Below are 24,577 nucleotides of genomic sequence, written 5' to 3' on the forward strand. Positions count from 1 at the left end.
CAAAACTTGTAAGGGAGCTTGCATCAATATCTAGATATCTATTTCCACGGCATCACCGTGCAGTTCCATGAGTTCACGGCGTGCCGCAGCTTCTCCCTTGCCCATCAATCTGGTGATGAGTTCTTCTGTTTGCAAGAAGCTCTGGTTGCCCAACTGGACCGGCAACAAGCGGCGGGTATCAGGATTGAGTGTCGTTTCCCACAATTGTTCCGCACTCATTTCACCCAGTCCCTTGAAGCGGCTGATGCTCCAAGAGCCCTCCTTGACGCCTTCCTTGCGTAATTTATCAAGAATTGCCGTCAATTCACCTTCATCCAGCGCATAAACCTTGGAAGCGGGCTTTTTGCCGCGTGCTGGCGCGTCGACCCGGAACAGCGGCGGCCGGGCCACATAAACATGTCCGGCTTCTATCAATTTGGGGAAATGCCTGAAAAACAGCGTCAGCAGCAGCACCTGGATATGGGAACCATCCACGTCGGCATCGCTGAGGATGCAGACCTTGCCATAGCGCAGGCCGCCAAGATCAGGCGTGTCGTCAGGCCCGTGCGGGTCGACGCCAATGGCGACGGCAATATCGTGAATCTCGGTGTTGGCAAACAGGCGGTCGCGCTCGACCTCCCAGGTATTGAGCACCTTGCCGCGCAGGGGCAGGATGGCCTGGCTTTCCTTGTCGCGACCCATCTTGGCGCTGCCGCCCGCGGAATCGCCCTCGACCAGAAACACTTCGTTATGCGCCAGGTCGCGGCTTTCACAATCAGTCAGCTTGCCGGGCAGCACGGCGACGCCCGAGCCCTTGCGTTTTTCGACCTTCTGGCCGGCCTTTTGCCGGGACTGGGCGGCGCGAATGGCCAGTTCTGCCAGCTTTTTGCCGTAATCGACATGGTGGTTGAGCCAGAGCTCCAGTGCCGGACGCACATAGCTGGACACCAGCCGCACCGCGTCGCGTGAATTGAGGCGTTCCTTGATCTGGCCCTGAAACTGCGGGTCCAGCACCTTGGCGCTGAGTACATAGCTGGCGCGGGCAAACACGTCTTCAGGCAAAAGCTTGACGCCCTTGGGCAACAGCGAATGCAGCTCGATAAAACTCTTGACCGCCGTGAACAGGCCGTCGCGCAGGCCGCTTTCATGCGTGCCGCCAGCGCTGGTGGGAATCAGGTTGACGTAGCTCTCACGGACTGGCTGGCCGTCTTCGGTGAAGGCGACGCACCATTCAGCGCCCTCGCCTTCGGCAAAGCTGTCGTGCGCGGCATCAGCATATCCATCACCCTCGAACATGGGGATGACCGGGTCGGCAGTGAGTGTCTGCATCAGATAGTCTCGCAGGCCGCCCTTGTAGAGCCAGGTCTGGGTTTCCTTTGTCTTTTCTACGGTCAGCGTGACCGTCACGCCAGGCATCAATACGGCCTTGCTGCGCAGCAGGTGCGTCAGCTCGGCCATGGGCAGGGCCGACGACTCGAAATATTTGGCGTCCGGCCAGGCGCGCACCGTGGTGCCCAGCTTGCGGTCACCCTCGCCGCTCTTGCGCAGATGAAGCTTTTCGATGACGTCGCCGCCGGAAAAGACCAGTTTGGCGACCATGCCTTCACGGTAAGAGGTGACTTCCAGGCGTTTGGACAGCGCGTTGGTCACGCTGACGCCCACGCCATGCAGGCCGCCCGAGAAGCTGTAGGCACCGCCCTTGCCCTTGTCGAACTTGCCGCCTGCATGCAGGCGCGTGAAGACAATTTCCACCACAGGCACCTTCTCTTCAGGATGCATGCCGAACGGAATGCCCCGGCCGTCGTCCTCAATGCTCACCGAGTTGTCGGTATGCAGGGTGACCTTGATCTTTTTACCGTGGCCAGCCAGCGCTTCGTCTGCCGAGTTGTCCAGCACTTCCTGAATGATGTGCAGCGGGTTGTCTGTGCGCGTGTACATACCCGGCCGCTGCTTGACGGGCTCAAGCCCCTTGAGAACACGAATGGAACTCTCGGAATATTCAGGGGGGGCGGAGGGTAATTTGACGGCCATGGATGAATCAGGATGTTGCCGGGATTGTAGACCTGCTATGAAAAATACTGTATAAATATACAGTAAACCGGTTTCACTGCCGCGGGGGTGGCGGCAGCCCAAACGTATTTTCGTTAAAGTCGCTGCATGTCATCAAGCCCCCCTGCCTCAGGCAAAAACCTCTCCACCGTGCAGGTCCTGGCCTGCGGCGCCGCCATCCTGACGCTCTCCATGGGCATACGCCACGGCTTCGGCCTGTGGCTGCAACCCATCACCCAGGCACAGGGCTGGACGCGTGAGACTTTTGCGTTCGCCATCGCCATACAGAACCTGTCCTGGGGCGTCTTCGGCATTCTGGCGGGCATGTTTTCTGACCGTTTTGGCGCCTTTCGCATTCTGGTAGCAGGCACCATCGCCTACGCGCTGGGTCTGGCCGGCATGGCCCTGTCGCCGACCGGCCTGATGTTCACGCTGACAACCGGCGTTTTGATTGGTGCGGCCCAGGCCGGCACCACCTATGCAGTGATTTACGGCGTGATCGGGCGCAACGTATCGGCTGAAAAGCGCTCCTGGGCCATGGGTGTGGCGGCTGCGGCGGGCTCGTTCGGGCAGTTCCTGATGGTGCCCACCGAAAGCTTCCTGATCAGCCACATGGGCTGGAAAGAGGCGCTGCTGCTGCTCAGCGGCGCTGTGCTGCTGATCGTGCCGCTGTCGCTGGGTCTTCGCGAAGCCGGTTTCGGTGGCGCCCATACACCGAAACGTGAACAGACCATTGGTCAGGCGCTGCGCGAGGCCTTCAAATACCCGAGCTTCCGCCTGCTGATGGCGGGCTATTTTGTGTGCGGCTTCCAGGTGGTCTTTATCGGCGTGCACATGCCGAGTTACCTGAAAGACAAGGGCCTGTCACCACAGGTCGCGGGTTATGCGCTGGCCCTGATAGGCCTCTTCAATGTGTTCGGCACCTATGCGGCCGGGGCGCTGGGCCAGAGGATGCAAAAGAAAAACATCCTGGCCGCCAACTACTTCCTGCGCGCCCTGTTTATCAGCGTCTTCCTGCTGGTGCCGCTCAGCCCCATGAGTGTGTATATCTTCGCCGCCATGATGGGTGTGTTGTGGCTGTCCACCGTACCGCCTACCAATGCCGTGGTGGCCCAGATCTTTGGCGTGCAGCATTTGTCGATGCTCGCCGGGTTCATTTTTTTCAGCCACCAGATAGGCTCATTCCTCGGCGTGTGGCTGGGCGGCTACCTGTACGACAAGACGGGCAGCTACGACGTCGTCTGGTACATCACCATCGGCTTGGGCATCTTTGCCGGGTTGATCAACCTGCCCATCAGGGAAGCGCCCATACAGCGCAAGGTGGCCGCGCCGCTGGGCCAGGGAGCCTGATTTGCCACGGCCCATGCTGCTCAAGCTGACAGCCTGGACAGGCGCTGTGCTGGCCTGCCTGGGCGTGTTTGCCCTGTACACGCAGCCGGATTTTCTTGTAACACTTGCCAACCAGGTCTGGGCCTGTTTTTAGGTCCTGCTGACTTCAAAGGTTGCACGGCCCGGCGCTGGAAGCAAGTACACGGTCAATGTCCAACACTCCAACACGCGCAAGCGCAAGCAGCTATGAAAATTAAAGTAATCACGGGCGCTTCGGACGGTATGGACGCGGAGATGGCAAACCACTTGAAGTACCTACACTGATGCAGAGCAATTTGCACGGAACAGAGCCTGCTTCACCATGGGTTCAGCGCTGGTCGCACCTGGTCAAACCGGGAGGCAGGGTTCTTGATGTCGCCTGCGGCCGTGGACGCCATGCGAAATGGTTCCACGGACGGCAACACCCTGTCACCCTTGTAGACAGGTCGCAGGAGGCGGTTGATTCGATCGCCCTGCCCACTGAGTCCTGCGAAGCGGTAGTGGCAGATATTGAAAACGGGCCGTGGCCGTTTACCGGGAGGCACTTTGAAGGCGTGATCGTCACCAACTACCTGTGGCGGCCACTGATGCCCACACTGCTGGCCAGTCTGGCAAACGGTGGCGTACTGATTTACGAAACGTTTACCCAGGGCAACGAAACTGTGGGCAAGCCTTCGAGGTCAGACTTCCTTCTCGGACACGGCGAATTGCTGGAAGTTTGTAAAGCCTTGCGCATCGTGGCATACGAAGATGGTTTTATGGCGGCCCCCAATGGAGAGTCGCCCCGTTTTATCCAGCGAATTGTGGCAGTCCGGGAGGCCGCGGGCGATGTTGCAAGGCCGGCACCCGCGCGTTATGACCTGGCTTAGAGCCTGTTACAGATCATCAACAGGCTCCTGGCTCTGGGTAGAATGCTGAATTGGCCTTCCGGCCCTTACAAGAGACCGACTGGTTGACTCCAGGACACTACCAAAAGACATGAAAACCATTACTGGCAGCATCGTTGCACTGGCTACTCCCTTGCTTGAGGACGGCAAGGTTGATTACCCCAGCCTGCGAAAGCTGGTGGACTGGCATATTGCCGAAGGCACCGATTGCGTGGGCGTGGTCGGCACGACCGGTGAGTCGCCCACAGTCAATGTTGAAGAGCACTGTGAAATCATCCGGGTTGCGGTGGAGCAGGCCAACAAGCGCGTGCCCATCATGGCGGGCTGCGGTGCCAACTCAACCGCAGAGGCTATTGAACTTGCCAGATTTGCCCGCGGCGTAGGTGCTGATTGCCAGTTGCAGGTGGTGCCTTACTACAACAAGCCCACCCAGGAAGGCCAGTACCAGCACTTCAAGGCGATTGCAGAAGCCACCGGCGACCTCCCCGTGGTGCTGTACAACGTGCCGGGCCGGACAGTGGCCGATATGGCGCATGCCACCGTGCTGCGACTGGCGCAGGTGCCCGGCATCATCGGCATCAAGGAAGCCACCGGCAATATCGAACGCGCCCAGTGGCTGATCAAGGAAGTGCCCAAGGGCTTTGCCGTGTATTCGGGTGACGATCCGACCGCCGTTGCCCTCATGCTGTGTGGCGGCCAGGGCAATATCAGCGTCACGGCCAATGTCGCGCCGCGCCTGATGCATGAACTTTGCAAGGCAGCTGTCGCCGGGGATTCGAAACGCGCCATGGAACTGCAGATGAAGCTGCTGCCCTTGCACAAGCACCTCTTCGTGGAAGCGAACCCCATACCTGTCAAATGGGCCATGGCGCGCATGGGACTGTGCGGCCCAACCCTGCGCCTGCCCATGACCCCCCTGGAAACATCGAATGAAGCAACCGTGGAAGGCGCATTGCGCCTTTGCGGCCTGATCTGAATTTTAAGGAAAACCCAAGTGAAGACTTTGCAAAAACACAGCGGCCTGCGGACAGCACAACACCTGGCAGGCCTGTCCCTGCTGGCAGCAGCCATGCTGTTGGCCGGTTGCTCCACCGTCAGCGATCTGATGGCAGGCGACAAGATTGATTACAAATCCAATGGCAAGGCCGGACCTTCTCTGGATGTACCGCCCGACCTGACACAGCTTTCGAGGGAAACCCGTTACGTCGTGCCCGGTACCACCGTCAGCGCAAATGCCTTCCAGATTGGCCAGGCGTCTTCACAAAATGCGCCAGTAGCCGCTACAACCTTGGGCGATGTGCGCATCGAACGTGCAGGCAACCAGCGCTGGCTTGTCGTCAATCGCCCGGCTGACCAGCTGTGGAGCCCGGTGCGCGACTTCTGGCTGGAAGGCGGGTTCCTGCTGGCGCTTGACCAGCAAAACATCGGGATCATGGAAACCGACTACGCCGAAAATCGCGCAAAAATTCCGCAGGATTTCATCCGGGCCACCATAGGCAAGGTTTTTGATGGCCTGTACTCCACCGGTGAGCGCGACAAGTTCCGCACCCGGCTTGAACGCAATGCAGCCGGAGGAACCGAGATTTACATCAGCCACCGCGGCATGATTGAAACAGTTCGCTCAAAGAACACCAATGCCGGGCAGTCTGGTGATAACACCGTCTGGGAGCCGCGCCCGGCCGACCCTGAACTGGAAGCAGAATTCCTGCGCCGCCTGATGGTCAAACTTGGCGTCACCCAGGAGCAGTCGAGGGCACTGGTGGCCTCTGCGGGTCCTGTACGCCCGAGTTCGCGCGTAGGGAACGTGAATGGCGTTCCTGTGGTGCAGATAGATGAGGATTTTGACCGCGCCTGGCGTCGCGTCGGCCTGGCGCTTGACCGGACCGGCTTCACCGTTGAAGACCGCGACCGCGCCCAGGGCACCTACTTTGTTCGTTATGTTGAACCGACGGCGGACAAAAAAGAGCCGGGTTTCTTCGGCAAGCTGTTCAGCAGATCCGAAGCTTCGGTTCCACCCCTGAAGTACCGTATCACCGTAAAAAGCCAGGGAAGCGCCACCATCGTTTCAGTGCTGAATGCCCAGGGTGCCGCCGAGGCATCCGCCAATGCAGAGCGCATCGTGAAAGTGATTTCAGACGATCTCAAATAAGGGGCGGGCTCTCCCGTCTCACGAAACAGGTTTACAAAGTTACTGAAACGGGTGTTGCGATTCAAAAGCCTGGGTAGTGGCAGCTCGGGCAACGCCACAGTCATCGAATCGGGCGGCTTGACACCACTCAGGCTGCTGGTTGACTGCGGACTGGGCATCAGGCAACTTCAGTACCGACTCGCAGAGGCTGGCCTGCAGGCAGAAGACATTCATGCGGTATTTATCACCCATGAACACGGTGACCATATAGGGTGCGCCAGGGCGCTGTCATTGCGCTACAGGCTTCCCGTATGGATGAGCCGGGGTACACATGCGGCCATCGGATCTCCCGATTTTGAAGGGCGCCTGCATTTCGCGCGCGACGGCGGCAGGATTGACCTCGGCGGAATGGAGGTGACGCCCTTCGCCGTTCCCCATGATGCACGCGAACCCCTGCAGATCACCTGCACAGACGGATCGGCAAAGCTTGCAGTGGTGACAGACCTGGGCCACGCGACGCCCCATGTACTTCATCATCTTTCGGCATGTGACGCGCTGGTGCTGGAGTGCAACCACGACAGCGACATGCTCGCCCGATCGGCCTATCCCTATTTCCTGAAACGCCGCGTGGGCGGAGATCTCGGGCATCTGTCCAACGAAGCCGCCGCAGTGATTGCAGCCGCTGTCTGTCACCCCAAACTCAAGCACCTGGTCGCCGCACACCTGAGCAAACAGAACAATCTTCCCGCACTGGCCCGAACATCCATGGCAACAGCTTTGGGGTGCGCTGAACGGGAGATCGTTATCGCAGACGCTGGCGGGGGCACGCCCTGGCTGCACGCCTGATGGACCGCACCGGCAGATAAAACCGGGGCATAAAAAAAGCCACCTTGCGGTGGCTTTTTCACTGCGCCTGGGCGCGGTGTGTATTACTTTGCAGCAGCTGGGCCACCGGAGGTAGCGGAAGCAGCAGCGGAAGCAGCTTGTGCAGCAACAGCAGCACCGGAAGAAGGGCTGGTAGCAGCAGAAGCGACAGCGGCAGCAGCGTCAGCAACTGGCGAGGAAGCCGCTGGTGCTGGAGCTGGAGCAGCCACAGGAGCTGGCGCTGGTGCTGGAGCTTCTTCTTTCTTGCCGCAAGCAGCGAGAGCAACAGCAGCAACCACGGCTGCCAGGATGAGGGACTTATTCATTTTTACTATCCTTGATGATTAAAGAAAACAATTTCCGGAAATTGTCAGTCCATGCCTGACACAGGCATGAATGACCGGGCAAAAGGACTCGAGCTCTTTTACCCAACTTCGGATTATAGCCAGTATTCACAGGATGAAGGACTACACCAATCCCGGTTTAAGCCCTGTAGCCGCCTTCGATGGTGCACAGCAGACCCGATTCACGGGCACGCATGCACCCCATTCAGTGCTTCAGATTCCCAGCGTCGTAGCAGGGAAGGCCGCGGAACTGCGACGCAGACACTCGTCAAGGCGCTCGCGCAGGAGCACGCGCCGGGCAGGTTCGACGCCCGAAATACCGGTACAACGGTCCAGGTCCAGACGCTGGCACACCCACGCCGGACTCCAGAGCGCGCTGGGAAAATCGTCTGCCGACATGGAGGTATTGCTGCGGCAATCAATGATGTGCGCCCATGTTCGCCGCCATGTGACGAAGCGGGCATGACGGCGTATCAGTTCGTCATAGTTTTTCGCCAGTACGGTCAACTTCCGACCTGATCGCGACCACGCATGGAGAGACTGGGACACTGCGCGCTCTCCGAGAGGCCAGTCTTCAAAACTCCGGTCACTGAGAATGATCTCCCGCCATCCCTCGCTCGCCGCGACCTCAAAAGCCCGGCGAATCAAATCTGCAAACTCCATCGGTCCATCAAAGCGGCCCAGGGGCAGTGCGGGTACACCAGAGAGATCTAACACTTCCATTTTTATCGCTCCGCGTTATCACTTCGTGCAGCTCAATTTGACTGCAGGTCAGTCCTCACCCAGCCGGCGTCATGCCAGTCGGCCAGCAGTTCCCTGGCTGGAAGGCTGGCTTTCGCCATTTCCGCCGCAGACAGGGCTCTCCGGTCAGCCAGCCGCCGCATGAGGCGGGCATCCACCCCTCCCGCACGATAACTTTCACCATTCAAAAACACATGGTGCGCGTCGTACATCATCCGGCTCTTGGCATCAAGACAAACCCCGCAACCGGAGGATGGCCAGGCCTCATCTGGCTCGTCAAACCATACCGAAGGTTTCAGTTCGGTCATGTACTCACCCAAAGCACATGCCAGCGCCAATGGGTCTTTCAGTGCGCTGCGCAAGGCATTTTCGGCGAATCCCGCGAGAGCCTGCGGTATTTCAGCCGGCGTGGAAGTGGCGGCCTGGTCAGGGTCACGGTACAAAAGCGGCATTGCGGAACGGCGTCCTGTTGCAGGGTCGCCATCTGCAGCGTCCTCAGCAAAATCAGCGATGCGGTGCAGCAATGCCGAACCCAGTTCCTGCAGCGCGGGCGCGCGAAAACCAATCGAATAGGTCATGCAGCCGCCGTCCTTATCGCCGGGGTCTGCCGACTCGGCAATACCGTCGTGGGCGTAACGCGGAGGCAGGTAGAGCATGTCCCCCGCCTCCAGGACAAACTCCTGCTCGGGCTCGAAGTTCTGCAATATCTTCAGGGGGACCCCGCTCTGCAGCGTGAAGTCCTTTTGCCGTCCGATTTTCCAGCGGCGGCGGCCACTGGCCTGCAGCAAAAATACGTCATAACTGTCAAAGTGCGGACCCACACCGCCATCAGGCGTGGCAAAGGAAATCATCAGGTCATCCAGCCGCGCATCCGGTACAAACCTGAACTGCTGCAACAGTTCGTGGGCTTTCCGCACATGGAGATCAACGCCCTGCACAAGCAAAGACCAGCCGGGCTGCTTGAGTGCCGGCAAAGCACGGGGCCCAAAAGGACCCTGTTTCATACGCCAGCCGGATTTTCCCTGCACGACAAGACGGGACTCCACGCCCTCGCGGGAAGCAAGACCAAACAGCTCGCTGCGGTCAAGGATGGGCTTGAATCCCGGGATGGCACCCCGGACCAAAAGCGGCTTTTTTTGCCAATGACGGCGCATGAATTGGGCGGGGCTGAGTCCAGCCAGAAGGGGCAATGCCTGATTTACATCCATGGGACAATTGTCCGATGAAAATCACCCCTCAATGCGTTGTTGCCCTGACGTGGACGCTGAAAGATACCTTGGGCGAAGTACTCGACGAACTCGATGAGCCGGTCGAGTTCCTGCTTGGGGGCAATGACCTGCTTGCAAAAATTGAAGAAGCGCTGCAGGGCCACGAGGCCGGCGACAAGGTCGATCTGCATCTTGAGCCCGAAGAAGCCTTCGGCGATTACGATGAAAACCTGGTATTTCTTGAGGCGCGCAAGATATTTCCGGCAGAACTGGAAGAAGGCATGACTTTCGACGGATTCGCCCTGCCGCAGGGCTCCAGCCCTGACACACCGCAAAACAATATCTATACGGTGACGGAAATCTATCCCGAACACGTGGTGCTGGATGGCAACCATCCACTCGCGGGCATTGCGTTGCGCCTGTCGTTAAAGGTGGAGTCTGTACGGGAAGCGACTGAAACCGAAATAGGTCAGGGCTCTCTGGGGACCGGATTCTTCAGGCTGGAATCCAGCCTTCCCGGAAACGGCACCCTGCACTAACTTCAACAATAAAAAAAGCGCCATGTCGGCGCTTTTTTTTGACTTCGGAGGGTCAGATCCTCTGGATCTGTCCATTCTCAATCCGCACCCGATCACCCGCACGAAGGTCGCCTGGATTGGACAGGTCGTATGCGCGATATGCGCCGCTATCCACCTGTACAGATACACGATAGACGTCAGTTACAGCACCTCCGCCATTGGCGTTACGCTGAATGGCATTTCCTGCCACCGCGCCGCCCACACCACCGGCAATAGTGGCAAGATCCCTGCCCCTGCCCTGACCAATCTGGTGACCGATAACTGCACCGGCGATACCGCCAATGATGGTACCGGCGGCGTTGCTGCCTGCAGGTGCCTGCGTACGAACAACTTCAACATTCGTGATGCGGCCATACTCCACGGAGGCTGTTGGCGCGGTTGAGGTCGGGTAGGCAGTTCCTGCGGGATAAACAGTGCCGGATGGGTACGCTGATCCGGACGGATACGCGTTTCCTACGGGATAGGTGGGGCCCGGGGGAGCGGCACAAGCTGCCAATCCGGCCACCATGACCACGGAAACAATAGCTGAACCAAAACGATGTGCTGAGCGCATGAGATTTCTCCTTTGAAAAGATATCAACACGGCCGAAACCGCTGATGTGCCTATTCAAATGGACTGTGGTCGCTATGCGCATCGGTCAATAGAGGGTGGAGGCCTAGGATAGCCCTCAGCGTGCATGTAGGCGAAAGTCCACCTCACATGGCCGGCAGGTAAAGCGTTTACCTTTTACCTGTAGAGCCGTAGCCGCCCTCACCCCTTTCGCTCGCCGGGAAGTCAGTCACTATATTGAACTGGGCCTGCACCACCGGCACGATCATCAGTTGCGCAATGCGCTCTAAAGGCTCTATGGTGAAAGGCACATCGCTGCGATTCCAGGCACTGACCATCAACTGGCCCTGGTAATCACTGTCAATAAGGCCCACAAGATTACCGAGAACGATGCCATGTTTATGCCCAAGGCCCGATCTGGGAAGGATCAGTGCAGCATAGGACGGGTCATGAAGGTAAATGGCAATGCCCGTGGGCACCAGTTGCCACGCATTTGCAGCCAGGGTTAGCGGCGCGTCCAGACAGGCGCGCAAATCAAGGCCCGCACTGCCCGGCGTGGCGTACTGCGGAAGATTGCCCTGAAGGCGAGGATCGATGATCTTGACGTCAATTTTCATGAATACCTGTGTGTTTCCAGATGGTTAAAAAGCTGTGCGGATCAGGACGGGAATGCGGCCAAGCGAGCAGCTATCTCGCGCACAAGCTGGCGTGCCAGCGCGAGTTTGGAAGCGTGTGGCAATTGCCTGCTGCCCTTTTCATCCACAAGCAACAAGGCGTTGTGGTCCTGTCCGAAAGTATCGGGGCCGATATTGCCCACAAGCAGCGGGACTTTTTTCCGCAGCCTTTTGGCCTCCGCGTTTTCAACAAGATTGTGACTCTCCGCCGCGAACCCCACACAATACAATTTGCCGGCTTGTGCCTGGGGCAAACTGGCCACCGTAGCGAGAATGTCCGTATTTTCCTCAAAGACAAGCTGCGGCGCCTGGCCCGACGCGTCCTTCTTTATTTTCTGCCCTGATGGTTTTGCCACGCGCCAGTCGGCGACAGCTGCAGCTGCGACCAGAACGGTCGCAGCTTGAACATGCGCCATCACGGCGTCAAACATGTTTTGTGCGGACTTGACATCAACCCTGTTGACCCCACGAGGGGTGGCCAGGGCAACCGGCCCGGCCACAAGGGTGACGTGCGCGCCAGCCTCGTGGGCGGCCCGCGCTAGCGCAAAACCCATCTTGCCGCTTGAGAGGTTGGTGATGCCGCGCACGGGGTCTATCGCTTCATATGTTGGTCCGGCGGTAATCAGTACATGCTGCCCAGCGAGAACCTTGGGAGCAAAAAAACTGATGACGTCCTCAAGTATCTGGTCGGGCTCCAGCATGCGCCCATCGCCCGTTTCGCCACAAGCCTGAAACCCTGTACCCACGCCCAGCACGGTTGCGCCATCCGCCTCCAGCTGCACAAAGTTGCGCTGCGTCGCGGGATGCGCATACATTTCGCGGTTCATGGCGGGTGCTACCAGCAAGGGCACCTTGTCGATAGGCCTTGCAAGACACATCAGGCTGAGCAGATCGTCAGCCCTTCCATGCAACAGCTTTGCCATGAAGTCAGCGCTCATGGGTGCAATCAGGATGGCATCCGCTTCACGCGACAGATTGATGTGAGCCATGTTGTTGGACTCCCGGCTGTCCCACTGGCTTGTATAGACAGTCCTGCCGCTTAATGCCTGCATGGTGACGGGCGTGATGAATTGCTCTGCGGCTTCGGTCATCACTATCTGCACCGTCGCGCCTGCCTTGATCAATGCCCGGCATAACTCGGCGGCCTTGTAGCAGGCGATGCCGCCTGACAGTCCCAGAAGGATGTGTCTTCCCGCCAGATCAAGGGGCTCATCCGGATTCACGCTGCCTGTGGCTGCATTTGCTTGATTCGTCATGCCCCGCAATGTATCAGTTTGTCCGCGTAAGGGTCGCGGATAAAACCGACCCTCTATAATCAGCATTTCCCACCTCTGCGAGCTTATCGGCTCGTACCTGACATGACCAAATTTGTCTTCGTCACCGGCGGTGTGGTGTCTTCCCTGGGCAAGGGAATCGCCTCAGCCTCCCTCGCTGCGCTACTCGAATCGCGAGGCCTCAAAGTCACCCTGATCAAGCTGGACCCCTACCTCAACGTAGACCCCGGCACCATGTCGCCGTTCCAGCACGGCGAAGTTTTCGTGACCGATGACGGCGCAGAGACTGATCTTGACCTCGGCCACTATGAGCGTTTTATCGAAACGCGCATGAAAAAGGCCAACAATTTCACCACCGGGCAGATCTACAAAAGCGTGCTTGAAAAAGAACGCCGAGGCGACTACCTCGGCAAGACTGTGCAGGTCATCCCGCACGTCACCAATGAAATCCAGGAGTTCGTCAAGCGCGGCGCCGGATACGAAACGCCGGACGCAGTGGATGTTGCCATTGTTGAAATCGGCGGTACGGTCGGCGATATTGAATCCCTGCCCTTCCTGGAAGCCGTGCGACAGATGAGCCTGCGACTGGGCGCAAACAATACGGCATTTGTCCATCTGAGCTATGTGCCATGGATTGCAGCTGCAGGCGAACTCAAGACCAAGCCCACGCAGCACACCGCCAAGCAACTGCGTGAAATCGGTATTCAGGCCGATGTACTGCTCTGCCGTGCGGACAGGCGCATCCCCCAGGAAGAACGCAGCAAGATCTCGTTGTTCTCCAATGTCCCTGAATGGGGCGTCATTTCAATGTGGGACGTGGACACCATCTACAAGGTACCGCGCATGCTGCATGAGCAGGGTCTTGACGGACTGATCTGCGACAAGCTGCGCCTCAATACACCGCCCGCCAACCTCAAGCGCTGGGATGACCTTGTATACGAGACCGAGCATCCCAAAAAGGAAGTCAACATCGCCATGGTGGGCAAATATGTGGACCTCAGCGACAGTTACAAGTCCCTGAACGAAGCCCTGCGCCACGCCGGCATGAAAAACCACGCCAAGGTGGTGATTGAATACGTGGACTCCGAAACCATCACGCCTGACAACGTCTCGCGGCTGGCCAAATTTGACGGCATCCTGGTGCCTGGCGGCTTTGGCGTCCGCGGTGTTGAAGGCAAGATCTGCGCGGCGCGATATGCACGTGAGAACAAGGTACCTTACCTCGGCATCTGCCTGGGCATGCAGGTGGCGACCATTGAATTTGCGCGGCATGTCGCGGGACTGAAAGACGCCAACAGCACCGAGTTCGATGCCGGCACGCCCAACCCTGTCATTGCGCTCATCACCGAATGGAAAGACCATGACGGCACGATCAAGACACGCGATGCGCAGTCGGATCTGGGCGACACCATGCGTCTGGGTGCGCAGAGTTCAGACGTTGCCAAAGGTACGCTTGCACACAGGATCTACGGTGATGTCGTGACCGAGCGTCACCGCCACCGTTATGAAGCCAATGTGAATTACCTTGACCAGCTTCGCGAGTCCGGTCTTGTCATTTCCGCGCTGACGCAACGGGAGCAACTAACGGAAATCGTGGAGTTGCCGCAAGCCACGCACCCCTGGTATGTAGGCGTGCAGTTCCACCCGGAGTTCAAATCCACACCGTGGGCGGGCCACCCCCTGTTCAATGCCTACATCAAGGCCACGCTTGACCACCAGGTAGAAGGCAAGTCGCTGAAAGTGGTGGCATGAAGCTGTGTGGCTTTGATATCGGCCTTGACAAGCCGTTCTTCCTGATTGCAGGCCCCTGCGTCATTGAGTCTGAACAGCTGCAGATGGACACCGCCGGCGCCCTGAAAGAGATCACGTCCTCGCTGGGTATTCCCTTCATTTTCAAGTCAAGTTACGACAAGGCGAATCGCTCCAGCGGCACCAGCTTTCGTGGCCCGGGCATGGTCAAAGGGCTGGACATCCTGGCCAAGGTGAAACGCGAGCTGGGCGTACCGGTACTGACGGATGTGCATTCTGAAGCAGACATAGCGACAGTAGCCAGCGTGGTCGATGTACTGCAGACACCCGCCTTTCTTTGCCGCCAGACAGATTTCATTCACGCCGTGGCGCAATCGGGCAAGCCCGTCAACATCAAGAAAGGCCAGTTCCTCGCACCGGGTGACATGAAAAACGTCATCGACAAGGCGCGTGCTGCAGCGCGTGAAAAAGGCCTTGACGAAGACAGCTTCATGGCCTGCGAACGCGGCGCCAGTTTTGGCTACAACAACCTGGTGTCCGACATGCGCAGCCTGGCCATCATGCGAGAGACCAAAGCGCCTGTAGTGTTTGATGCCACACACTCTGTGCAATTGCCGGGCGGCAATGGCACCAGTAGTGGTGGCCAACGCGAAATGGTGCCGGTTCTGGCCCGCGCCGCAGTTGCGGTCGGCGTTGCGGGCCTCTTCATGGAAACACATCCTGACCCAGCAAAAGCCATGAGCGACGGGCCCAATGCCGTTCCCCTCAAACACATGAAAGCCCTGCTTGAAACGTTGCTGGCGCTGGACCAAGTGACCAAGAAAAACGGCTTTCTTGAAAACAACTTCAACGCCTGAGACAACATTCGATGCCATCCGCCTACATCATTGCCAATGTCACGGTGAATAACGCCGAGGCGTACGAAGAATACAAAAAACTCTCTGGCATTGCCATGCAAAAGCATGGCGCGGAAGTCTGCATACGTGGCGGCAAGGTTGAGGTACTTGAAGGCGACTGGACACCCAGCAGGGTGGTGCTGCTCAAGTTCCAGGACGCCCCGCAAGCCAGGGCTTTCTACAACTCCACCGAATACGCAGCGGCCATCAAGGCCCGTAGAGACATCTCCGTGATGCGAATGGTGCTTGTTGAAGGCGTGTGATTTGTTCCAGTTTTTCCCTTTTTTGATTGAACTGAAAGAGCTAAATGAGCGCAATTGTTGATATCGTCGGCCGCGAAATTCTCGACAGCCGTGGCAACCCAACCGTCGAATGCGACGTCCTGCTGGAATCCGGCGTCATGGGCCGTGCGGCTGTGCCGTCAGGTGCATCCACCGGTTCGCGTGAAGCCATTGAGCTGCGCGATGGCGACAAGTCGCGGTACCTCGGCAAAGGTGTACTGAAGGCAGTCGAGCATATCAACACCGAAATTTCCGAAGCTGTTCTGGGCCTCGATGCGAGCGAACAGGCTTTCCTGGACCGTACCCTGATTGACCTGGACGGCACAGAAAACAAGTCCCGCCTGGGCGCCAACGCCATGCTGGCAGTCAGCATGGCCGTTGCACGCGCAGCGGCCGAAGAAGCCGGCCTGCCGCTTTACCGCTACTTCGGCGGCAGCGGCGGCATGCAGATGCCCGTACCCATGATGAATGTGGTCAACGGCGGCGCCCACGCCAACAACAACCTGGACCTGCAGGAGCTGATGATCATTCCGGTCGGCGCGCCCAGCTTTCGCGAAGCCGTGCGTTACGGTGCAGAAGTTTTCCATGCGCTCAAGAAAATCCTGCATGACAAGGGCATGAGTGTTGCCGTGGGTGATGAAGGCGGTTTTGCGCCAAATGTGCCCAGCCATGAAGCCGCCATCCAGATGATTCTGGAAGCCATCGACAAAGCCGGCTTCGTGGCTGGTGAGCAAATCGCCCTCGGCCTCGATTGCGCCGCCTCCGAGTTCTACAAGGACGGCAAGTACGTGCTGGCCGGCGAAGGCAGCCTGAGCCTGGATGCCACCCAATGGACCGACATGCTGGCCACCTGGGTCGACAAATACCCCATCATCAGCATTGAAGACGGCATGGCCGAAGGTGACTGGGATGGCTGGAAGATACTCACCGAGCGCCTGGGCAGCAAGGTGCAACTGGTCGGTGACGACCTGTTTGTGACCAACACCAAAATCCTCAAGGAAGGCATCGACAAAAAGATTGCCAACTCCATCCTGATCAAGATCAACCAGATCGGCACGCTGACCGAAACCTTTGCCGCCATCGAAATGGCCAAACGCGCCGGCTACACCGCCGTGATTTCGCATCGTTCAGGTGAAACCGAAGACACCACCATTGCAGACATCGCTGTCGGCACGAACGCAGGGCAGATCAAGACCGGGTCCCTGTCGCGCTCTGACCGCATGGCCAAGTACAACCAGCTTCTGCGCATAGAAGAAGATCTGGGCGATGTGGCGTCGTATCCCGGCCGTGCTGCCTTTTATAACCTGCGCTGACTGAAAAGGCAGCCTTGGGAAACCGCTTCGTCCCTGCCATCCTGATTGCGCTGCTGGCCCTGTTCCATGCGCAACTGTGGCTGGGCCGGGGCAGCATACCCACTGTTCGCAGCATGCAGCAGCGCCTTGATGAGCAAAATGCGAAGAACGTCAAGGCCCAGGCAGCCAATGAGCAGCTCGCAGCCGAGGTACGGGACCTCAAGGAAGGGCTTGAAATGGTCGAGGAAAAAGCGCGCAGCGAACTGGGCATGGTCAAGCCCAACGAGATTTTTGTCCAGGTCAACAAATAGCGCCACGCCCGCCCTGCGGGTGACGCTTCTCGGCGGCTCAACCCTGAGCAGGACAAAGCTGTCTGGGCAACTGCTATCCCAGGATCAAACCCTTGAGATTTTCACCCCACAAACCGCAGTAGAAGCGGCCGGAAACGAAGGTCTGACATTCCTCCTGGGCCCGGACAGTTCGCATGCCCATGATGTCCAGACAGACCGGCTGTTGAGGTCAGACCTTGAACGTCACAACATTTCATACCAGGTGCTTTACGGCACAAGCGAAGAATGCCTGGCCCAGGCCCTGCAGGCCATTCAGCGCAGACTGCCAGCGCAAACTATTCCTGCAGCTTCAGCGCAGAAAGCATTTGCAGACCAAACCAGTTTGCAAAGCCCCCGGTGGGTCTGGACATGCGACAAATGCAGCGACCCGGCATGCGAGCATCAGTTGTTGACTGGTCTGCTCGCCAGTCGCAAAAATCGGACTACTGAACCGTTGCCGTAGGCGGTTGCTGCCTGTCGGGGTTGGTAAACAGCTGCGCAGCATCCACCGGATCAAAGTCGTATTGCGCACCGCAAAACTCGCAGGTGACCCCCACATTGCCGCGTTCTGCAATCACGCTTTCGATTTCTTCCGCACCCAGCGTGCGCAGCATGTTGCTCACACGCTCACGCGAGCAGCTGCACGAAAAACTCGGCTGCAGAACCTCAAATCGGGTAATGGGTTCTTCCCAGAACAGCCGGCGCAAAATCGTGTCGGCATCCAGCGTCAACAACTCTTCACGCTTGAGGGTGGCCGCCAGCATGGCAATGCGGTTGTAGTCTTCGTTGATGCCGATCTGGTCCTCGTTGGCATCCCGGTCAACCTGCCCCTCAAGGTTGCCCTCACCCTTCACGGGCAAACGCTGGATCAGCAAGCCGGCCGCGATGTTGCCATCCGCAGCCAGAATGAGTTTGGTGTCCAGCTGCTCACTTTGCAGCATGTAGTGCTCCAGCACCTCGCCCAGATTTTCAATTTTTTCGTGCTGGTCGCCAAACAGTGGCACCACGCCTTGATAGGCCTGCTGGCCGGGCATCTTGTCTTTGGGGTCGAGCGTGATGGCACATCGCCCTTCGTTATTGACATTCACCAGATCGCTCAGCGTGGCTCCGGCATCCACTGTGCCGGTGATGGTCGCCGTGGCACGCACCGTCAGGTCCGGCTGAACTTCAGCGACTGCAATCTTGACCGGCCCGTCGCCAAATATCTGCAGGATCAGCGCACCATTGAACTTGATGTTGCCCTGCATCAGGGTGGCTGCCGCAGTCATTTCGCCCAGCAGGTGCATCACCTCCACAGGGTAGCCACCGGCAGCCTTGCGGCGCCGAAGTATTTCCTGCCATGAGTCCGTAAGGCGCACCAGCATGCCGCGTACCGGCAGTCCGTCGAAAATGAATTTGTGGAGTTCTGACATAAGTATTAAAAAGATTCGGGCAGCTCAATCGAGCTTCTTCAGTCCCGATTTGTATCGCGCCGCATTCTCTACATAGTGCTCCGCGCTCTGTTTTAAACCCTCAATCTGCTCCGGGCTCAATTGCCGGACCACCTTGGCTGGCGTGCCCATGATCATGGACCCATCCGGGAACTCCTTGCCTTCCGTCACCAGGGACCCTGCACCCACGAGGCTGTTTTTGCCAATCTTTGCCCCATTGAGCACGATGGCGCCTATGCCGATCAGCGAGTTGTCGCCAATCGTGCAGCCATGCAGCATGACCTGGTGGCCGACCGTCACGTTCTCACCCACCGTCAGGGGCTTGCCTTCGTCGGCATGCATGACGCTGTTGTCCTGGATGTTCGATCCCTTGCCGACACTGATGGTCGATGTATCGCCACGAATCACGACTCCGAACCAGACGCTGACATCCTGTCCGAGGGTCACATGACCCATGACCTGTGCATTCCCGGCAACCCACGCTGAGGGGTGAACGGACGGAACGAGATTTTCAAGTTGGTAGATGGCCATGTCTGTTTTCGCTGTAGGGGTGTGGGAGTGATGCCGAACCATTGTAAAGACCGCACCCGGGGCCTGCCTGTTCCGGACTGTGCAACAAGGGGTTTAAAGCACAATTGAGCCATGACAGACCAGTCGCCAGCAATGGAGTTGCGCCAGATGGCGATGCAGGCCCTCATCGAAAAGGATCCCGACGCGAAGGTGCGCCTGACCCAATCCCTGCAGACCCAACTCAGCACACTTTTAATCGCCCCCGATACCATACTGGAGGAGCCCCGGGGCGTGCCTGGCTGCCCCGACAGCCCGGAGCTCAGGTCCCATCTGGACGTACCCAAACGCTCACCTTTCACAGCTGAGGGTCTGGCAGCCCTGCTTCACTCTGTCACGCATATTGAATTCAACGCCATCAACCTCGCACTCGATGCGATCTGGCGATTTGATGGCATGCCCCAAGCCTACTACCGGGACTGGCTAAAGGTAGCCTCGGAAGAAGCCCTGCATTTCAGCCTGCTGCGCACGCATCTGCAAGGCATGGGGCATGACTATGGCGACTTCCCGGCACATACCGGTCTTTGGGACATGACGGAGAAGACCAGCGGCGACATCCTCGCGCGCATGGCGCTGGTGCCCCGTACCCTTGAAGCCCGGGGGCTGGATGCCACGCCCCCCATGCAGGCCAAATTGCGCAGGGTCGGCACACCACAGGCGCTTCGCGCCGTGGACATCCTCGACATCATCCTGCGCGATGAAATTGGGCATGTTGCCATAGGCAACCACTGGTACCGCTACCTTTGCCAGAAACGCGGCATGGACCCTTTAACCACCTATGCAAAACTGGCCGGCCAATATGGCGCGCCGAGCATGAAAGGCCCTCTCAATCTGGAGGCCCGCCGCTACGCGGGTTTCAGCGAAGAAGAGTTGATGCTTTTGACTACACAGGGCCAGGCAGGCCCGACAGCTGATCCTGAATGCGCCAATCTACCCAAAATTCGATAAACTTTTGGAAATCCAAATGACTGGCTGTTGAAGCCCTGACAAGGAATTACCCATGTTCCAGCGCCTGATTCCCGAGATCGAATCCCGTTTGACCCGACTCTCCCCTCCTGTAGCCCTGCAATTGCCTGAGGGCAATGTGGTGGGGGCAACGGATGCCCCGGTCAAACTGGACTTTTCAAGCTGGACCAGCCTGGCACGACTCAAGGCCGGTGAAATTGGCGCCCTTGGTGAAGAGTATGTCGAGGGCAAGCTCAATATCCACGGACGCATGCGTGATGTCATGAGTGTCGTGTCGCACCTGCTTCCCGGCAACCCGGTTGAAAGCGATATGGGGTGGTTCTCGCAATTGCTGCGCAGGGCCAGATCCCTTGCGGCGCATACCCAGGCCAGGGACGCCGCCCAGATCCAGTTTCACTATGACGTGTCGGATGCGTTTTATGAACTGTGGCTGGATGCACGCCGGGTCTACTCCTGCGCCTACTATCGGGATGCAGACATGACCCTGGCGCAAGCGCAGGAGGCCAAGCTCGACCATATCTGCCGCAAGCTGATGCTCAAGCCGGGCGAGCGCTACCTGGACATCGGCTCAGGCTGGGGCGCACTCCTCATGTGGGCAGCCGAGCACTACGGCGTTGATGCCACCGGCATCACGCTTTCAAAAAACCAGCACGCGCATGTGCAAAAGCTTATAGACGAGAAAGGCCTGGGCGGCCGTGTCCGTGTTGAGTTGCGCGACTATCGCGACCTGCAGGAGGAGCAGCCTTTTGAGAAGATTTCTTCAGTGGGCATGTTTGAACACGTGGGTCACGCCAACATGACGGCCTACTTCTCGAAAATTTTCAGGCTGCTTGTTCCCGGAGGTCTGGTGATGAACCACGGCATCACGGCCGGTGGGCTGGAGAACAGCCAGCTGGGTGCCGGCATGGGGGAGTTCATCGAGAAGTACATATTTCCCGGTGGCGAGTTGATGCACGTCAGCGCGGTGCTTGAACACATGGCACGCGCGGGGCTGGAGATGGTGGACACGGAAAACCTGCGGCCGCACTATGCCCGAACGCTCTGGGACTGGTCAGACACGCTTGAGACAAAACTGGATGTGGCGCGCGAGGTGCTGGCCAGGGATGGCGGCGATGACCGCGCCGAAAAAACGCTGCGCGCCTATCGCCTGTACCTTGCAGGCAGCGCCATGAGTTTTGAGCAGGGCTGGATTTCACTCCACCAGATGCTGGCGACGCGGCCATCAGGCGACCTGGCTGGCGGCAGGCTCAAGGGTGCGCAGTCGGTTTATCCTTTCAGCCGCGACTATATATATCGCCAGCCATAAACTTTCTGTCATCCCGGACCCGATCCGGGATCCATCCCCGCTTCGTCTGGCATGGATTGCGGATCAAGTCCGCAACGACAGAGGGCAGCGCTTCATTCTTCAACCCCTGGGGTGATGTTGTGCGTGCAGGTTTTTCAGCCGCTCACGCGCTACGTGCGTGTAGATGGTAGTGGTTGAAATATCGGCGTGACCCAACAACATCTGCACCGCGCGCAGGTCTGCACCGTGGTTCAGCAAATGGGTGGCAAATGCATGGCGCAGGGTGTGCGGCGACAGCGGTGAATGGATGCCCGCCAGCTGCGCGTATTTTTTAACCAGCATCCAGAACATCACGCGGGTCATGCCGCTGCCGCGTGCGGTGACGAACAGGTCGTCTGTCTGCTGGCCGCCAAGAATGGCCGGCCGCCCTTGCGCCATGTAAAGCACCACAGCATCGCGCGCAACCTGGCCGAAAGGTACGAGCCTTTCCTTGTTCCCCTTGCCCATCACACGCAACACGCCTTCATTCAGGCCGAGATGAAAGGTCTTGAGGCCGACGAGTTCACTGACGCGCAGGCCGCTGGCGTACATCAATTCCAGCATGGCCCGATCACGCAGGCCCAGTGGCGTGTCTTCCGACGGTGCAGCGAGCAGCGCCTCCACCTGCGACTCACTCATGACCTTGGGCACGCGCAGGGCCTGTTTGGCGGACTGAAGTTTCAGGGTCGGGTCGGCACTGAGCAGCCGCTCACGCAATGCCCAGCGGAAGTAGCGTTTGAACACAGTCAGGCGGCGATTGGCCGAGGTCGCTTTTGTCGCGGCATGCCTGGCAGCGAAATAGCGGTTCAGGTCGATTTCTACCGTGTCGTCAATCCTGCGCCCTCGCTGCTCTTTCGCACCCAGCCAGTCCGCATACAGCGACAGGTCCCGCCTGTAAGCCGCCAGTGTGTTCTTCGACAAACCGTCCTCCAGCCACAGGGCATCTATGAAGGCGTCAATGCTGGACTGGCTGGCGGAATGCATGCTGCCGACCTTACCAAAAATCCGGGCGAAAAAAAGCCGCCGGGCAAAACCTGCTCGGCGGCTTATCGAGATGAATGGTCTGGCGGTCAGTCGAGCTTGAGCTTGGCGGAGTCCACCACCTTTTTGTAGACCTCAAACTCGGCCTTGATCTGCGCCGTGAACTGCTCTGGCGTGTTGGCGACGATGAGCGAACCGGTGTCCTCGATGCGCTTGCGCACTGTCGGATCTTCCAGTGACTTCTTCACGCCTGCGCTGACCTTGTCAACGACTTCTTTCGGCAGGCCCTTGGGTCCAAGAATGCCGTAATAAGCCATGCGGTTCACCGGCTCCAGGCCCAACTCCTTAAAGGTCGGCACATCAGGCAGCACCGCAAGGCGCTGGGGCGCGGCTACCACAATGGGGATCAGGCGCTTTTGCTGGATGAAGGGCAAGGCCGACGGCAGGTTGTCAAAAATCATGTTGACCTGTCCCGCAACGGTGTCGTTCAGCGCAGGGCCCGCGCCACGGTAGGGAATGTGCGTTACGAATGCACCGCTCAGGCTTTTATACAGTTCCATCTGCAGGTGGCCGATGCCGCCCGTGCCGGACGACGAATAGGAATACTTGCCGGGGTTCTTCTTGATCTCGGCGATGAACTCCTTGTAGTTCTTCGCCGGAAAGCTCGGGTGCACCGCAATGATGTTGGGCGTCGCAGCAATGTTGATGATGGGCGTGAAGTCAGTCAACGTGTTGTAGGTGATCTTGGGGTTGATGGCCGGGTTGGCCGCCGTGGTGGAGACGGTCGCCACACCCAGCGTGTAGCCGTCCGGCGCAGAACGTGCGATTTCTGTCGCGCCGATCACGCCGCCGCCGCCAGCCTTGTTTTCAACGATGACGTTCTGGCCAAGCACCTTGCCCAGCGGGTCAGCGATGACGCGGGCCACGATGTCGGTAGTGCCACCGGGTGCAAAAGGCACCTGCAGCTTGATGACCTTGTTGGGGTAGCTCTGGGCCAGCACGGAAGCAGCGGATGTCGCCAGCACAAGGGCGGAGAGGGTTGACAGGGCGAATAGGCGGCGACGTTGCATGATCTGGTCCTTCAAGTAAAAACAGCCTGCATGTTACGTGCAAGAAGTACGCCCCGCAGTTGTGGATTACGCATAAGGGCAAACCCCGATTCGCCAGATTTTTCAAGGTTATTCTTCAGCAGTGAATTACGCGCAACTCCTCTTTCCCGACTTCTCGCTCATCATCTGCGGCTACCTGGTCTGCAGGTACACCGCGCTCAATCGTTCGGTCTGGGAGAAGGTCGAAAGCCTGGTGTACTTCTTCCTGTTTCCCGTGCTGCTGTTCCAGTCCATCGTCAAAAGCCCGCTGGACCTTCGCGCCACCTCCGGCCTGATCAGCGCAGGCCTTTTGCTGGGCCTGTGCGGCATCGCGCTGGCCTACAGCCTGCCCCACCTGCCCTGGCTGGGCAAACACATGGACAGGCGGGAACATGCGGCCAGCGCGCAGATTGCGTTTCGTTTCAACTCGTTCATCGCGCTGGCGCTGGCCGACAAGCTCGCCGGCAGCCAGGGCCTGCAACTGATTGCCGTTCTGATCGGCGTATGCGTGCCGCTGTTCAACGTCGCTGCGGTATGGCCCATGGCCCGACATGCGCAGCGCAACCTTGCGGCTGAACTGCTGCGCAACCCGCTCATCATCGCCACCGTGTCGGGGCTGGCAGCCAACCTGCTGGGCTTTACGATTCCGTTCTGGCTGGAGCCCACCATCACGCGAATTGGCGCTGCATCCCTTGCACTTGGCCTGATGGCTGCTGGCGCGGGCCTGCAGTTCGCCCATCTCGCCCAATCAAGAACCCTGACGGTGGCGCTGCTGTCCATCAAGCACCTGATGTTGCCGCTGCTGGCGTGGGGACTGTCACGGCTGTTCGGGCTGTCGCCGGTGCAAACCACCATGCTGCTGGCTTTCTCTGCGCTGCCCACGTCGTCAAGCGCCTATGTGCTGGCAGCGCGCATGGGCTACAACGGCGCCTATGTGGCGGGCCTGGTCACACTGTCGACCATGCTGGGCGTGGTCAGCCTGCCGTTTGCGCTGGGAATTCTTCGCTAGCAGCGGCGCAGGTTTTTTGCG

General features: G+C 58.7%; 26 protein-coding genes. 15 read left to right on the plus strand and 11 right to left on the minus strand.

All coding sequences use genetic code 11. The features are described 5' to 3' along the window. Positions 1-30 precede the first annotated feature (30 nt). Positions 31-2,010 carry a DNA topoisomerase IV subunit B gene (locus HYX42_RS20190; RefSeq protein ID WP_293406505.1) on the minus strand — a complete coding sequence of 660 codons (1,980 nt, stop codon included), beginning with the start codon at positions 2,008-2,010 and terminating at the stop codon, positions 31-33. Positions 2,011-2,136: 126 nt separating this feature from the next. On the opposite strand from HYX42_RS20190, the gene HYX42_RS20195 reads away from it, so the two are divergent. The 6 genes from HYX42_RS20195 to HYX42_RS20220 all read left to right on the plus strand — a co-directional run bounded on the left by HYX42_RS20195 (position 2,137) and on the right by HYX42_RS20220 (position 7,257). Next, on the plus strand, positions 2,137-3,378 hold the full coding sequence (locus HYX42_RS20195) for an MFS transporter (protein ID WP_293406506.1): 1,242 nt from the start codon (positions 2,137-2,139) through the stop codon (positions 3,376-3,378). 1 nt (position 3,379) lies between these two features. Beyond that, complete coding sequence (locus tag HYX42_RS20200) at positions 3,380-3,511, plus strand: hypothetical protein (RefSeq protein WP_293406840.1); 132 nt, start codon at positions 3,380-3,382, stop codon at positions 3,509-3,511. Positions 3,512-3,680: 169 nt separating this feature from the next. Next, positions 3,681-4,265, plus strand: coding sequence for a bifunctional 2-polyprenyl-6-hydroxyphenol methylase/3-demethylubiquinol 3-O-methyltransferase UbiG (locus tag HYX42_RS20205; RefSeq protein ID WP_293406508.1), 585 nt, complete (start codon positions 3,681-3,683; stop codon positions 4,263-4,265). A gap of 109 nt (positions 4,266-4,374) precedes the next feature. Next, the gene (gene dapA, locus HYX42_RS20210) at positions 4,375-5,259 is read left to right on the plus strand and encodes a 4-hydroxy-tetrahydrodipicolinate synthase (protein ID WP_293406510.1); all 885 of its coding nucleotides are present in this window, start codon (positions 4,375-4,377) and stop codon (positions 5,257-5,259) included. Between the two features lie 93 nt (positions 5,260-5,352). Next, on the plus strand, positions 5,353-6,432 hold the full coding sequence (gene bamC, locus HYX42_RS20215) for an outer membrane protein assembly factor BamC (RefSeq protein WP_293406827.1): 1,080 nt from the start codon (positions 5,353-5,355) through the stop codon (positions 6,430-6,432). 51 nt (positions 6,433-6,483) lie between these two features. Beyond that, positions 6,484-7,257 carry an MBL fold metallo-hydrolase gene (locus tag HYX42_RS20220; RefSeq protein ID WP_293406512.1) on the plus strand — a complete coding sequence of 258 codons (774 nt, stop codon included), beginning with the start codon at positions 6,484-6,486 and terminating at the stop codon, positions 7,255-7,257. Between the two features lie 83 nt (positions 7,258-7,340). On the opposite strand, the gene HYX42_RS20225 is transcribed toward HYX42_RS20220, so the two are convergent. The 3 genes from HYX42_RS20225 to HYX42_RS20235 all read right to left on the minus strand — a co-directional run bounded on the left by HYX42_RS20225 (position 7,341) and on the right by HYX42_RS20235 (position 9,568). Further along, positions 7,341-7,601, minus strand: a complete 261-nt coding sequence (locus tag HYX42_RS20225; RefSeq protein WP_293406514.1) for a hypothetical protein — start codon at positions 7,599-7,601, stop codon at positions 7,341-7,343. Positions 7,602-7,832: 231 nt separating this feature from the next. Then, the gene (locus tag HYX42_RS20230; protein ID WP_293406516.1) at positions 7,833-8,342 is read right to left on the minus strand and encodes a hypothetical protein; all 510 of its coding nucleotides are present in this window, start codon (positions 8,340-8,342) and stop codon (positions 7,833-7,835) included. A 32-nt stretch (positions 8,343-8,374) separates the two neighbouring features. Then, positions 8,375-9,568: a cupin domain-containing protein gene (locus HYX42_RS20235; RefSeq protein ID WP_293406518.1), complete on the minus strand. Its 1,194-nt coding sequence runs from the start codon at positions 9,566-9,568 to the stop codon at positions 8,375-8,377. 14 nt (positions 9,569-9,582) lie between these two features. Here HYX42_RS20235 and HYX42_RS20240 point away from each other — a divergent pair, with 14 nt between their 5' ends. Next, complete coding sequence (locus tag HYX42_RS20240; RefSeq protein WP_293406520.1) at positions 9,583-10,107, plus strand: peptidylprolyl isomerase; 525 nt, start codon at positions 9,583-9,585, stop codon at positions 10,105-10,107. A 52-nt stretch (positions 10,108-10,159) separates the two neighbouring features. Here the strand turns inward: HYX42_RS20240 and HYX42_RS20245 are convergent, their stop codons facing one another. From HYX42_RS20245 to coaBC, 3 genes are all read right to left on the minus strand, one after another. After that, complete coding sequence (locus tag HYX42_RS20245) at positions 10,160-10,699, minus strand: glycine zipper 2TM domain-containing protein (protein ID WP_293406522.1); 540 nt, start codon at positions 10,697-10,699, stop codon at positions 10,160-10,162. 167 nt (positions 10,700-10,866) lie between these two features. Then, positions 10,867-11,313: a dUTP diphosphatase gene (gene dut, locus HYX42_RS20250; RefSeq protein ID WP_293406524.1), complete on the minus strand. Its 447-nt coding sequence runs from the start codon at positions 11,311-11,313 to the stop codon at positions 10,867-10,869. Between the two features lie 41 nt (positions 11,314-11,354). Next, positions 11,355-12,626: a bifunctional phosphopantothenoylcysteine decarboxylase/phosphopantothenate--cysteine ligase CoaBC gene (gene coaBC / locus HYX42_RS20255; protein ID WP_293406526.1), complete on the minus strand. Its 1,272-nt coding sequence runs from the start codon at positions 12,624-12,626 to the stop codon at positions 11,355-11,357. A gap of 102 nt (positions 12,627-12,728) precedes the next feature. On the opposite strand from coaBC, the gene HYX42_RS20260 reads away from it, so the two are divergent. The 5 genes from HYX42_RS20260 to HYX42_RS20280 are packed head-to-tail and all read left to right on the plus strand — an operon-like array spanning position 12,729 to position 17,173. Further along, positions 12,729-14,396 carry a CTP synthase gene (locus HYX42_RS20260; RefSeq protein ID WP_293406528.1) on the plus strand — a complete coding sequence of 556 codons (1,668 nt, stop codon included), beginning with the start codon at positions 12,729-12,731 and terminating at the stop codon, positions 14,394-14,396. Next, complete coding sequence (kdsA, locus tag HYX42_RS20265; RefSeq protein WP_293406530.1) at positions 14,393-15,250, plus strand: 3-deoxy-8-phosphooctulonate synthase; 858 nt, start codon at positions 14,393-14,395, stop codon at positions 15,248-15,250. The genes HYX42_RS20260 and kdsA overlap by 4 nt, the downstream gene beginning before the upstream one ends. Before the next feature lie 11 nt (positions 15,251-15,261). Then, positions 15,262-15,552, plus strand: a complete 291-nt coding sequence (locus tag HYX42_RS20270; RefSeq protein WP_293406532.1) for a DUF1330 domain-containing protein — start codon at positions 15,262-15,264, stop codon at positions 15,550-15,552. A 44-nt stretch (positions 15,553-15,596) separates the two neighbouring features. Continuing rightward, positions 15,597-16,883 carry a phosphopyruvate hydratase gene (eno, locus tag HYX42_RS20275; RefSeq protein ID WP_293406534.1) on the plus strand — a complete coding sequence of 429 codons (1,287 nt, stop codon included), beginning with the start codon at positions 15,597-15,599 and terminating at the stop codon, positions 16,881-16,883. 14 nt (positions 16,884-16,897) lie between these two features. Continuing rightward, a complete protein-coding gene (locus tag HYX42_RS20280; protein WP_293406536.1) occupies positions 16,898-17,173 on the plus strand; it encodes a septum formation initiator family protein in 276 nt (91 codons plus the stop codon). 461 nt (positions 17,174-17,634) lie between these two features. On the opposite strand, the gene HYX42_RS20285 is transcribed toward HYX42_RS20280, so the two are convergent. Together HYX42_RS20285 and HYX42_RS20290 are read right to left on the minus strand one after the other, a co-directional pair. Continuing rightward, a complete protein-coding gene (locus tag HYX42_RS20285) occupies positions 17,635-18,603 on the minus strand; it encodes an Hsp33 family molecular chaperone HslO (RefSeq protein WP_293406538.1) in 969 nt (322 codons plus the stop codon). 24 nt (positions 18,604-18,627) lie between these two features. Beyond that, entirely contained in the window at positions 18,628-19,152 is a 525-nt protein-coding gene (locus HYX42_RS20290; RefSeq protein ID WP_293406540.1) for a gamma carbonic anhydrase family protein, read from the minus strand. A 111-nt stretch (positions 19,153-19,263) separates the two neighbouring features. On the opposite strand from HYX42_RS20290, the gene HYX42_RS20295 reads away from it, so the two are divergent. Both HYX42_RS20295 and HYX42_RS20300 read left to right on the plus strand, forming a co-directional pair. After that, positions 19,264-20,136 carry a ferritin-like domain-containing protein gene (locus tag HYX42_RS20295; RefSeq protein WP_293406542.1) on the plus strand — a complete coding sequence of 291 codons (873 nt, stop codon included), beginning with the start codon at positions 19,264-19,266 and terminating at the stop codon, positions 20,134-20,136. Between the two features lie 52 nt (positions 20,137-20,188). Then, on the plus strand, positions 20,189-21,460 hold the full coding sequence (locus HYX42_RS20300; protein WP_293406544.1) for a class I SAM-dependent methyltransferase: 1,272 nt from the start codon (positions 20,189-20,191) through the stop codon (positions 21,458-21,460). 99 nt (positions 21,461-21,559) lie between these two features. Here HYX42_RS20300 and xerD read toward each other — a convergent pair whose 3' ends face one another. Continuing rightward, positions 21,560-22,462, minus strand: coding sequence for a site-specific tyrosine recombinase XerD (gene xerD / locus HYX42_RS20305; RefSeq protein WP_293406546.1), 903 nt, complete (start codon positions 22,460-22,462; stop codon positions 21,560-21,562). An 86-nt stretch (positions 22,463-22,548) separates the two neighbouring features. After that, positions 22,549-23,529 carry a tripartite tricarboxylate transporter substrate binding protein BugE gene (locus HYX42_RS20310; RefSeq protein ID WP_293406548.1) on the minus strand — a complete coding sequence of 327 codons (981 nt, stop codon included), beginning with the start codon at positions 23,527-23,529 and terminating at the stop codon, positions 22,549-22,551. Positions 23,530-23,650: 121 nt separating this feature from the next. Between HYX42_RS20310 and HYX42_RS20315 the strand changes: the two genes are divergently transcribed. Next, positions 23,651-24,556 carry an AEC family transporter gene (locus HYX42_RS20315; protein ID WP_293406550.1) on the plus strand — a complete coding sequence of 302 codons (906 nt, stop codon included), beginning with the start codon at positions 23,651-23,653 and terminating at the stop codon, positions 24,554-24,556. The last annotated feature ends 21 nt before the right edge of the window (positions 24,557-24,577 follow it).

Origin of the sequence: Polaromonas sp., assembly GCF_016185115.1 — a bacterium.
Taxonomy (GTDB): Bacteria; Pseudomonadota; Gammaproteobacteria; order Burkholderiales; family Burkholderiaceae_C; genus Polaromonas.